At 42.0% G+C, this 12,495-nt stretch carries 5 protein-coding genes; all 5 read left to right on the top strand.

The features are described from left to right. Positions 1–128: 128 nt before the first annotated feature. The 5 genes from ACRQ5D_RS25360 to ACRQ5D_RS25340 all read left to right on the top strand — a co-directional run bounded on the left by ACRQ5D_RS25360 (position 129) and on the right by ACRQ5D_RS25340 (position 12,437). The gene (locus ACRQ5D_RS25360) at positions 129–2,546 is read left to right on the top strand and encodes an ABC transporter permease (protein WP_091163842.1); all 2,418 of its coding nucleotides are present in this window, start codon (positions 129–131) and stop codon (positions 2,544–2,546) included. Positions 2,547–2,620: 74 nt separating this feature from the next. Then, positions 2,621–4,981 (top strand): ABC transporter permease, encoded by a 2,361-nt coding sequence (locus ACRQ5D_RS25355; protein WP_091163844.1) that lies wholly within the window; start codon positions 2,621–2,623, stop codon positions 4,979–4,981. An 88-nt stretch (positions 4,982–5,069) separates the two neighbouring features. After that, entirely contained in the window at positions 5,070–7,457 is a 2,388-nt protein-coding gene (locus tag ACRQ5D_RS25350; protein WP_091163846.1) for an ABC transporter permease, read from the top strand. A gap of 114 nt (positions 7,458–7,571) precedes the next feature. Beyond that, positions 7,572–9,950 (top strand): ABC transporter permease, encoded by a 2,379-nt coding sequence (locus tag ACRQ5D_RS25345; protein ID WP_091163848.1) that lies wholly within the window; start codon positions 7,572–7,574, stop codon positions 9,948–9,950. Positions 9,951–10,070: 120 nt separating this feature from the next. Continuing rightward, positions 10,071–12,437 carry an ABC transporter permease gene (locus tag ACRQ5D_RS25340; RefSeq protein ID WP_091163853.1) on the top strand — a complete coding sequence of 789 codons (2,367 nt, stop codon included), beginning with the start codon at positions 10,071–10,073 and terminating at the stop codon, positions 12,435–12,437. Positions 12,438–12,495: the final 58 nt, after the last annotated feature.

Here is a 12,495-nt window from a genome sequence, read left to right as displayed (position 1 = left end):
TCAATACCGTACACAAAGTGTTACACTTACGAACAGTTGATGTTTTTTATCTGACTTAAATATCTGATATTCAATTGTTTTTGGTTTTGGTATAGCTTTTACATCAATTTCGAAAATTGCTGTACGATATGCTTAAAAATTACTTCAAAATAGCCTGGCGCAATATCGTGCGTCATAAAGGCTATTCTGCTATAAATGTTGCGGGTTTAACAGTTGGCCTGGCTGCCTGCCTGCTCATTTTTGTGATTATTCAGTTTGAGCTTAGTTTTGATACTTTCAATCCTAATTATAAAAGCATTTATCGTATAGTTACCCAGGAAAAGCACGAGTCGGAAACTACCACCAATCCCGGAGTTGCTGTTCCTGCTACAGATGCCCTTCGTTTGGATATACCACAGGCTAAAGTGGCAGCTTTGAACAGCAGTTATGGCAGCCAGATTACAGTGCCGCAAGCCGCTGGAAGTAACAGCAGCGATAAGAAATTTACTGAAAATATTGGCGTGCTATTTATTCAGCCTCAATTCTTCGACATTTTTAGCTACAAATGGCTCGCTGGTAGTCCCGCTGTACTGGCCAGTCCGGATATGGTTGTGTTGGATAAAAGTTCGGCCATTAAGTATTTTGGCGACTGGACAAATGCTGTAGGCAAAATTCTTAAAATGGATAATGTTTTAACGCTGAAAGTATCTGGCATTGTAGAAGACGCTCCGGTTAACAGCGATTTTCCGTTTAAAGTAATGGTATCATTCGATACCTGGAAACAGCATCCTAAAGATTACAACTACAGCGCCGAATGGGGATCAACCAGCAGCAGCCATGAGGTATTTATGTTGTTCCCGGCAAGCATGTCAAAAAGCAGTATCGACGCACAGTTAAAAGCATTTTCGACCAAGCATTTTAAAAAGGGATCGGCACAAACTACGCTGTTACCACAGCCGCTTGCCGATATGCATTTTGATACCCGGATAGGTAACCCGCTTGGTGATCATAGTACCAGCAAGGCTACCTTGCGTACCCTGTCATTCATAGCTTTGCTCATCATTATTATGGCTTCTATCAATTTTATCAACCTTTCAACAGCACAATCTGTTGGCCGGTCAAAAGAAGTTGGCATCCGTAAGGTGCTGGGCAGTACCCGTCCGCAATTGATTTTTCAGGTAATTGGCGAAACAACAATCATTGTTATTACTTCGGCCCTGATTGCTTTGGCAGTAGCGAGGCTGGCCATGCCGCAATTGAAAAATATAGCCAATGTGCCCGATAGTATCAGCTTATTTACTACGGGTAGCTTGCTATTTTTAGCGGGCAGTACAATTACTATTGTATTATTATCGGGCATTTACCCAGCATTGGTAGTATCAGGCTTTAAGCCGGTGCTTGCACTTAAAAATAAAATAACGGCAGCTTCTATCGGTGGGATCCCGCTTCGCCGGGGATTGGTGATTGCACAGTTTGCCATATCACAATTGCTCATTATTGGTACCATCGTAGCGGTAAACCAGATGGACTTTGTAAATAAAGCCGATCTCGGTTTTAACAAAAATGCTTTGCTCATCATTCCTGGTTATACCGATAGTTTAAGCCTCCGTAAAATGGAATCGTTTAAACAACAGGTGTTGCAGGATCCTAATGTTAAAGCAATCAGTTTCTCTTCGGATGTACCATCATCAGAAAATAACTGGGGTACAAATTTCGATTTCAATAACTCAACCAAGGACGTAGGCTTTAATACCTACCTTAAATTTGGCGACGTAGATTACTTCAAAACTTATGGTTTGACATTTGTTGCCGGCAAAGGCTACGATGTAAGTGATACGGTCAGGCAGTACGTGGTTAACGAAACCTTTATCCATAAATTGGGTATCCAAAATGCTAATGATGCCATTGGCAAAACATTACGCTTGGGCGGCGGCAAATGGCTGCCAATAGTAGGGGTAGTTAAGGACTTTAAAACCAACTCGCTTCGCGAGGCTATAAAACCAATAGTAATATCACCTGCTAAGAAATTCGAGGGGCAAATAGGTATCAAGATCCAAACTGCTGATTTGAGCAAAACTGTATCGCAGCTGCAAAAACTGTGGGAGAATACTTATCCCGAATATACTTATAACGGTTATTTCCTGGATGATAATATTGCCAAATTTTACGAGCAGGAGAACAAAATGGCCTTGGTGTACAAAATTTTTGCCGGGATAGCCATTTTTATATCATGCCTTGGTTTGTACGGGTTGGTTTCGTTCATGGCAGTTCAGCGCACAAAAGAGGTTGGCATCCGTAAGGTTTTAGGAGCATCTGTAAGTAGTATAGTATTGCTGTTTTCAAAAGAGTTTATGGTGCTTATAGGTATCTCGTTCCTGATAGCCATGCCCGCCGCATGGTATATTATGAACGGCTGGCTGCAAAACTTTGTATACCGCATTTCGATGAGTGCCTGGATCTTTTTACTGGCAATAATATCATCGCTGATAATAGCCTGGTTGACAGTAGGGTATAAGGCTGTTAAAGCCGCACTTGTTAACCCGGTTAAAAGCCTGAGAAGTGAGTAGCAGTTGGCAGTGGCAGTTTGCAGTTAACGGACTATACAATTACCAATGAACTAATGAACCAATGAACAACTACCATGATAGGAAATTACATTAAAACCACTGTACGAGGCCTGATGAAAAACCGGGCTTACAGCTTTTTGAATATTGCCGGTTTGGCTATAGGTGTTGCTTGCGCATCCGTGATATTCTTGTGGGTGCAGGATGAGCTTACCTTTAATCACAACTTTGTAAAGCGCGATAATCTGTACACTGTTCGTGAAAATCAAACCTATGATGGTAAAACCTCCACATTTCGTGCTACACCGGGGCCAATGGCCGCTGCACTAAAAGCAGATATCCCTGGTGTGAAAAATGCTGCCCGCATGGGTGGAGACCATGACATGGTATTTGCCCTGGGAGAGAAAGTGATTAACGAAAATGGCACTTACGCTGATGCAGAGATTTTTCCGATGCTAAAATTATCTTTCGTTAAGGGTGAAGAAGCTAATGCTTTTCAGGAGCTGCATTCGGTAGTGATCAGTACAACAATGGCTAAAAAGTTTTTTGGCAGTGCCAACCCGATTGGCAAAGCTTTAAAAATGGATAATGAACATGATTTTACCATTACCGGCGTATTTACCGACCTGCCTAAAAACTCAACTTTTCAGATACATTGGTTGGCCCCTTTAAAAAACATCGACCATGTGCAACCCTGGCAACAGGATTGGGGCGCCAACTGGACTCGTACTTATGTAGAGTTGGAACCAACAGCTGATGTTAATGCCGTTAATAAAAAGCTGGCCAACTACATCGGTACCAAAAAAGAGGGCAATAAAACTGTCTGCTTTCTTTTCGGAATGAACGACTGGAACCTTCGTGATAAATTTATTGATGGTAAAATGAGTGGCGGTCGTATTGAGTATGTTCGTCTGTTTTCGGTAATTGCCTGTATTATACTTATCATAGCTTGCATAAATTTCATGAACTTGTCAACTGCAAGATCTGAGAAAAGGGCTAAGGAGGTTGGGGTACGCAAAGTGATGGGAGCCGCGAAAGGTAAACTTGTAGCTCAGTTTATAGTTGAGGCGGTGGTCATGGCGTTTATAGCGGTAATAGTCGCTGTGTTTTTAGTTTACACAGTTCTGCCATCGTTCAATACTATGGTTCAAAAAGAGCTTTTTATCGATCTTTTAAAACCAATCCATTTGTTTTATTTACTGTCGATAGGTTTGGTTACCGGTTTGCTGGCTGGCAGCTATCCCGCGTTTTACTTGTCATCATTTAATCCTATTACCGTATTAAAAAATATCAAGTTACCATCTGCAGCAGGCGCAGGTTTTATTAGGCAAAGTTTGGTGGTGATCCAGTTTTCAGTATCCATCATATTAATTATCGGAACAGTAATTATATACCAACAAATTCAGCACGTTAAAAACAGACAACTGGGTTATCAAAAAGATAACCTTGTTTATATCGATACAAAAGGCAAACTTACTGATCATTTTGCTGCAGTAAATAATGAATTAAAGCAAACCGGGGTTGTAGCCGACGCTTCATTGAGTGAATATCCAATTTTACAAATTTGGAGTAACACTGATAATTTTTCATGGGACGGAAAAGATGTTTCAAAAAATCCACTGATCACTATCGAAAGCGTAAGCCCTCAGTTTGTATCAACCATGAATATGAAACTGCTTACCGGGAGGGATTTTTATGCCAATGCAAAGCTCGATAGCAGTAACGTGATCATTAATGAAGCCTTTGCCAAACAAATGGGTAAGGCCGGTCACGTAGGTGGCATTATCAGGGATGGCGGTAGTAAACCCTACCAAATCGCGGGAATCATTAAAGATTTCCTTTATAATGACATGTATGTTTCTGGTGCGCCGCTGATGCTGTTTAGCCGTCCGCAAAACAATAACATTTTAACTATCCGCTTTAAACAGGGCGTTAATTTAACCGAGGCGCTGGCAAAAGCAGGCGAAGTTTATAAACGCGCCAACCCCGGTTATCCATTCGAATACAAGTTTGTTGATGCTGATTTTGATGAGCTGTTTAAAACGGAGGCCCTTACCGGTAAGCTGTCGGGCATATTTGCATCGCTGGCTATCGTGATCTCGTGTCTTGGTTTGTTTGGGTTAGCAGCCTATACTGCCGAAAGAAGGATCAAAGAAATAGGCATCCGAAAGGTACTTGGTGCTTCGGTAGCCGGTTTAACCGGATTATTATCCCTTGATTTTTTAAAGCTGGTTGCAGTTTCGTGCCTGATTGCCTTTCCGGTTGCCTGGTATGCAATCAATAACTGGCTGCAAAGTTATCAGTACCGGGTAACTGTACAATGGTGGGTTTTCGCCGCCGCCGGCATTGCCGCTATTGTTATAGCGCTGGCAACAGTGAGTTTTCAGGCTGTTAAGGCTGCATTGAGCAACCCGGTGAAGAGTATGAGGTCGGAATAATTTCATTGTGTCATTTTGCTTCGCGTCATTATTCATTTGAACGCGGGTAAAAATGACATAATGACCCAATGACTTAATGAATTGAATCATGATAAAGAGCTATTTAAAAATCGCCTGGCGCAATATCCTTAACAACAAGGTTTATAGTGCAATTAATATATTGGGGCTTGCCGCAGGCATGGCGGTTGCGCTGATGATTGGTCTTTGGGTAGTCAATGAATATTCATACGACAGGTTTTTGCCCAATTATGAGCAGCTTTACCAGGTTGAACAACATTTCACTACCCAGCATGATGGTGAGCATACACAGACCGCGGTTTCGTTGCCGCTGGCTGAAGTATTGCGCAAAGAGATTCCCGGAATCAAACGCGTTGCCGAAGCCGATTGGGTAGGCATGCAATGGCACGACCTTTTGGTAGGGGATAAGAAGCTCTATGTATCGGGTGGCTCCGCTCATTCCGATTTTCTACAGATCTTTAAATATCCTTTTATAGAAGGGAATGCTAAGGACGTTTTTGCACAGCCAAATTCTATTATTATTAATCAATCGACAGCTAAAGCACTTTTTGGAGATGCAGACCCGATAAATAAAGTAATACGTTACGATAACAGCCACAATTTGAAGGTGACCGGTGTTATAAAGGATATCCCGAAAAATGCTACCATTCAGTTTAGCTTTTTAATACCCTTTGCTTTTAAAGAAGCCACTGAAGATTGGATGAAAGGTTCCCGCACCATGTGGACTAATAACTCATTCAATATGTTTTTGGAGTTGCAACCCGGTGTAACAATGGAGCAAATCGCACCGAAAATTAAAAATATAGTGTACGATCACAGCGAGCAGATGCGCCCGGCAAAGCCAGAGGTAATTATTCATCCGCTTAAAAAATGGCACTTGTATAATGACTTCAAAAACGGAAAAGCTGTTGGTGGTTTCATTGACTATGTGCGCATGTTTAGCGTGATAGGTTTTTTGGTGCTGCTTATTGCTTGTATTAATTTCATGAACCTTTCTACAGCCCGGTCTGAAAAACGCGCCCGTGAAGTAGGTGTTCGCAAAGCCATCGGCTCGCAACGCAGCGATCTGATAGCCCAGTTCCTCGCGGAGTCGGTAATGATCACTTTCATTTCATTTTTGCTGTCAATTGTGATAGTGGAGGTGGCTATTCCGTCTTTCAATGCTATCGTAGGCAGTGCCATTAATATTCCTTATACCAATGTTTGGTTTTGGGTGATGATGATAGGGTATGTGTTATTTACCGGTTTATTGGCAGGTAGTCGCCCCGCATTTTACTTGTCGTCATTTAATCCCGTACAGGTATTAAAAGGTACCATTAAGGTTGGCAGCTCGGCATCATTGCCGCGCAAGGTGTTGGTAGTAATGCAGTTTAGCTGTTCTGTTGCTTTGATTATCAGTACTGTTATTGTTTACCAGCAAATACAATACGCCAAAAACAGGCCTACCGGTTATAGTTCAACCCGTTTAATGATGACCGATATGAGCGGTGATCTTGAAAAAAACTACAGCGCATTAAAAAACGATCTGATAGCAAGCGGAATGGTAGAGAGTGTGGCGTCGGCATCAAGCCCGGTTACCAATATCTATAGCCATACCGGGATCGATAACTGGCCCGGAAAAGCAGGTGGCGAAACAGGAATAAACGTTGGCGCTATCTCCGTATCGCCTAATTACTTCAAAACAATGGGCATGACCATGAAGGAAGGGCGTGACTTTTCGGCCGAATGGGCAGCTGATACAACAAATGTGATCATCAATGAGGCTGCCGTAAAACGCATGGGCTTAAAAGATCCTATTAACAAAGTGATAAATTATAGCTTTTTGGGGCGGGTTCACATTATAGGGGTGGTTAAAGATGCTCTGATGGAATCGCCATTTACACCTGTGCAGCCTGCTGTATTTAATCATGGCAGAGGAGGTAACGACATCATGTATCGCCTGGCACCTAACGTAAATATGCAGGATGCCATTAAGAAGATAGGGAAGATCTTTGATACTTATAACCCGGCGTATCCTTATATCTATCAGTATGTTGATGAGGAATACAATCGCAAATTTAGCCTCGAGGCATTAGTTGGCAAGCTGGCAGGTGTTTTTGCAGGATTGGCTATTTTTATTTCATGCCTTGGTTTGTTTGGGTTAGCTGCTTATGTAGCCGAACAACGTACCAAAGAGATCGGCATTCGCAAAGTATTGGGTGCCTCAATAGCACAGGTATGGCTGCTGCTATCAAAAGAATTTATTTTGCTGGTGATGTTAAGTTGCATAATAGCAACACCTGTAGCTTTTTACTTTTTGAAGGATTGGCTGCAAAAATATGATTACAGGATAACAATAGGGCCCGGGGTATTTGTGCTTTCGGCTGTTGCCGCTATAATTATAACGTTGGTGACTATAAGTTTCCAGGCTATAAAAGCTGCATTGAGCAATCCGGTGAAGAGTTTGAGAAGTGAGTAACCTCACCCAAACCCTCTCCAAAGGAGAGGGCTTTAAGAAGATTAAAATACATAAATAATAACTAAATATATCACAAGTACAATTCCTCCCCTTTGGGGAGGTTAGGAGGGGTTTATGATCAAAAACTACATAAAAATTGCATGGCGAAATTTGGTGCGTAACAAGGCTTACGCAACCATCAGTGTTATTGGTTTGGCTTTGGGTATAGCCTGTGGGGTATTAATATTTACGCTGATCACTTACCACCTGAGTTTTGATACCTTTCATAAGGATAAAGACAGGATCTACCGTTTTTATACCGAGTTTCACGATCAGGGTGTAGACCGGGTAGGCGCTATTCCGCAACCGATGGCCAAGGGTTATCGAAATGACTTTGCCTTTAGCGAAAAAACGGCGAGATATATCAGCTTTAATAAAACGCTGATCACTATTACCAAGGGAAATGAAGTGAAAAAATTTGGTGAGGATGACGGTGTTGCCTTTGTTGAGCCCGAGTATTTCGATATCCTGAATTTTCCATTGCTTAAAGGCGATAAGAAAACGATGCTTGTTAACCCGAATGAAGCGTTGGTTACCGAAAAAATGGCCCAAAAATATTTTGGTAATGATAACCCAATAGGCAAAACCTTTAAGCTGGATAATAATATAACTGTTACTATAACCGGTGTGCTGCAGGATTTGCCAAATAACACCGACCAAAAGCAACAGATCTTTATTTCGTATGCAAGTATGGAGGTGTACGCAGGTAAGGGCCGTGAAAATAACTGGGGCGGTGTTTACAGCGGCTGTCAGGGTTTTACCAAGTTGAAACCGGGTGTAACCAAAGCACAGGTTGAAACAGCCATGCTGCAATTGGTTAAAAAGAATTACACCGGCAGGGATTTGCAGGTTTGGCGCTTTAAATTACAACCTATTGCTGAAATGCACTTTGACCGTGAACTTGGCGGTTATGCCGATAAAAGCTATTTATGGGCGCTGTTCTTTATCGGCGTGTTCCTGATCATTACGGCCTCGGTAAACTTTATAAACCTGGCTACGGCCCAGGCGCTAAACCGCTCAAAAGAGGTAGGCATCCGTAAAGTATTGGGTAGTCAGCCTTTTCAATTATTTTGGCAGTTTATTGCCGAAACAGCTATCATCAGCATTATTGCTGTGGGAGTTGCTATTGGTTTATCCGAGATTGCTTTGACGCCATTAAACAATCTCTTCCATGCAAGGATGACCTTTAACTGGGCCGAATTAAGCGCTTTTATAGTTGTTATTACTTTTGTTGTTGTATTTCTTTCGGGTTCATACCCTGGTTTGGTACTGGCGAGGTTCCAGCCAATTAAAGCGCTTAAAAGTAAACTGTCACAAAAGGATGTCGGTGGTTTTTCGTTACGCAGGGTACTGGTAGTTACCCAGTTCACTATATCGCAGGTACTTATCATCGGTACTATCATCGTAGTATCGCAATTACATTATTCACAAACTGCCGATCTGGGCTTTAATAAAAATGCCGTAGTGCTTGTGCCGCTTCCTCAAAACGATAAGATGAAAATGAGCACGATGCGTAATCGCCTCAGCGAAATTAAGGGTGTTGAAAATGTATCTTACTGTTATAACCCGCCGGCGTCGCGTTCAAATAGTAATACCGGTATTCAATATGATAATCGTGCCGAAGACGAGCATTGGAGCATCAACACCAAACAGGCCGACGAAAATTACATTTCAACCTTCGGCATTAAACTTATTGCCGGCAGAAACTTCTTCAAAGGCGATTCGGTTAAAGAGTTTTTGGTGAACGAAACCTTCGTTAATAAACTGCACCTTAAACCGCAGGATGTAATAGGGAAACAAATGGCAATTAATGGCCGCGACTATAAAGGTACCATTGTAGGCGTAATGAAAGATTTTTACAATTACTCTTTCCATGCGGAGATTTCACCATTATGTGTGATGCCTAACTATCAATCACTATCTACCGTTGCTGTGAAGATAGATATGCGTAATGCCAAAGCTACACTGGCGGATATTGATAAGATCTGGAACCAAACTTTCCCTGAAGAATTGTATTCTTACCAGTTTTTGGATGATACCATTGCCCGTTTCTATCAGATGGATAATATATTACTAATCCTGGTTGAAGCGTTTGCCGGTATCGCAATCATTATAGGTTGTCTCGGCCTGTATGGCCTGGTGTCATTTATGGCTGTACGTAAAACCAAGGAGATCGGGGTTCGTAAGGTATTGGGTGCAAATATCAGCAGCATCTTATGGTTGTTTGGCAAGGAGTTCAGCATATTGCTGCTTATAGCATTTGTAATAGCCTCTCCGCTGGCCTGGTGGGCAATGCATAATTACTTAAAGGATTTTCAATACAGGATTAGTATCGGTCCACAAATATTTGTGATGTCCATACTATCCACATTTATTATAGCGTGGATTACGGTAGGTTATCGTGCTGCAATGGCTGCGCTTGCCAATCCGGTTAAAAGTTTGCGTTCGGAGTAGGGTTCATTTGTTCACTTGTTCATTAGTTCATTAGCGAACGCGGGCAAGGTTGTGCAAATAATTTTTACTCGCGAATAAAACCAATGAACTAATGAACAATTGAACTAATGAACCAACAGTATGCTTAGAAATTATATCAAAATAGCCTGGCGAAACATCGCTAACAATAAGGCTTATACAGCTATAAACGTTTTGGGATTGGCAGCCGGGATGGCTGTTGCCTTAATGATAGCACTTTGGGTTGCTAATGAGTACTCATACGACAGGTTTTTGCCTGATGCCAATAGGGCATACCAGGTTCGCCGTAATTTTAACAGTAATGGCGAAAAATTAACGTTTAGTTCAACCTCGCTAAAACTGGCAGATGTGTTGAAAACTATGCCCGAAATAGAATATGTAGCACCCACAGATTGGGGTGGCACACATGGGTTAATGGTAGGCGATAAAAAGTTATCTATTGATGGCGTGCAGGCAGGTAGCGATTTCCTGAAAATTTTTCAATACAATTTTTTACAGGGGAGCCGTACAACCGCTTTGAATGATCCATATTCAATTGTATTGACCAAAGCTACTGCTCTCGCTTTATTTGGCACCGGGAATGTGATTAATAAGGTTGTTAAGGTTGATAATAACTACAATTTAAAGGTTACCGGCGTGATTCAGGATGTACCATTGAATTCGTCGCTTCAATTTAAATATGTTATTCCATTCAGTTTGATGGAGCAACAGCCTTACATGAAAGACGCCCACGATAGCTTTGGTAACAATAGCTTCGAGCTATTTGCAAAGCTAAAACCAGGTGTAACTTACGCACAACTGGCCCCAAAGATCCTTCACATCGAAAAAGGCGAAAAAAATATTAACGCCGAAAACTCGGATGTAATTATGCAGCCCATGACCGATTGGCACCTTTTTGCCGATTATAAAAATGGAGTTGCAGTAAGTGGGTTTATTGATTATGTACGCACCTTTAGTATTGTTGGTTTACTGGTGCTGCTGATAGCTTGCGTGAATTTCATCAATCTCACAACTGCCCGGTCTGAAAAACGCGCGCGCGAGGTCGGTATCCGTAAAGCTATCGGATCACAACGTCAGCATCTGATATTCCAGTTCTTGACAGAATCTACATTGATCACACTGATCTCCTTTATATGCTCAATACTTTTTGTTCAAATAGCGCTCGGGCCGTTTAACTCGCTTACCGGGACTACTATTTCCATTCCCTTTAACAGCGCAATCTTTTGGCTGATTGTCATAGGGTGTGTATTGCTTACAGCCCTGGTGGCCGGTAGCCGCCCTGCGTTTTATCTTTCGTCATTTAATCCGGTTAAGGTATTAAAAGGTACAATTCAGGTTGGCCGCTCAGCGTCGTATTCGCGTAAAGTTTTAGTAGTAATGCAGTTTAGCTGCTCAATAGCGTTGATCATAAGTACAGCTGTTATTTACAGGCAAATTCAGTATGCAAAAAACCGCCCGGCGGGATACGATATTACTAGGTTAATAGCCACTAATGCCAACGAAGATTTGGGTAAGCACTATTCCGCTTTTAAAAATGAATTATTGCAAAGCGGCGTGATTGAAAGTATCTCCACAGCGTCAAGCACCATTACAGATATTAACATGCACAACAACCTTGACCAATGGCCCGGTAAATTTACCGGCGAAACCGTTGAAATGGGCGTAATAGCTGTAGCTAATGATTATTTCAAGACTGTAGGCATGAAAATGCTTGCCGGGAGAGATTATAATAATGTGGTGTCCGATTCATTGAATATTATTTTCAATGAAGCAGCGGTTAAGCGCCTGCGCCTTAAAGGCGACCCGATAAGCCAGGTAATAACTTATGGGGGCAAGCAACGCAAGATAATTGGGGTAGTTAAAAACGCGCTGATGTTATCTCCATTTGCACAAGCCGACCCAACCATGTTTTTGTATAATAACGATCCGCATCAAAACATGATCTACCGCCTCTCGCCTGAAGTAAACCCGCACGATGCCATTGATAAAATAGGGCAGGTGTTTTCAAAATATAGTCCTGCTTATCCATTTACATATCGCTTTGTAGATGATGATTATAACCGCAAGTTTGGCCAGGAAGTATTGGTGGGGAAATTGTCGGGCATTTTTGCGGGCCTGGCCATATTTATTTCATGCCTCGGCCTGTTTGGATTAGCCGCATACATCGCCGAGCAGCGAACTAAAGAAATTGGCGTACGCAAGGTATTAGGTGCAACTGTAAGCCAGTTATGGTTTTTACTGTCGAAGGATTTTGTGTTGCTGGTGCTTATTAGTTGTGTAATAGCCTCGCCGGTAGCCTTTTACTTTTTGCAGGGGTGGTTGCAGAAATACGATTACCGGGTAACCGTTGGCCCTGGTGTGTTTATTATATCGGCGACAGCAGCAATTGTCATCACACTAACGACAATCAGTTTTCAGGCTATTAAGGCCGCGATTGCCAACCCGGTTAAAAGTTTACGTTCTGAATAATGGGTAATTGTATCAGTTTGCTTTGTGTTGTTATAACGGGTAAGATAAATGACCATAT

The organism is Mucilaginibacter sp. P25 (assembly GCF_050859465.1).
GTDB classification, from domain to species: Bacteria; Bacteroidota; Bacteroidia; order Sphingobacteriales; family Sphingobacteriaceae; genus Mucilaginibacter; species Mucilaginibacter gossypii.
The sequence above is the reverse complement of the archived record's forward strand: the minus strand, read 5'-3'. Positions and strand labels throughout refer to the sequence as shown.

What these genes read in the sequence shown, in the direction of transcription:
- ACRQ5D_RS25360 (WP_091163842.1), top strand. Translation starts at nt 129, where the DNA reads ATGCTTAAAAATTACTTCAAAATAGCCTGGCGCAATATCGTGCGTCAT.
- ACRQ5D_RS25340 (WP_091163853.1), top strand. Translation starts at nt 10,071, where the DNA reads ATGCTTAGAAATTATATCAAAATAGCCTGGCGAAACATCGCTAACAAT.
- ACRQ5D_RS25355 (WP_091163844.1), top strand. Translation starts at nt 2,621, where the DNA reads ATGATAGGAAATTACATTAAAACCACTGTACGAGGCCTGATGAAAAAC.
- ACRQ5D_RS25345 (WP_091163848.1), top strand. Translation starts at nt 7,572, where the DNA reads ATGATCAAAAACTACATAAAAATTGCATGGCGAAATTTGGTGCGTAAC.
- ACRQ5D_RS25350 (WP_091163846.1), top strand. Translation starts at nt 5,070, where the DNA reads ATGATAAAGAGCTATTTAAAAATCGCCTGGCGCAATATCCTTAACAAC.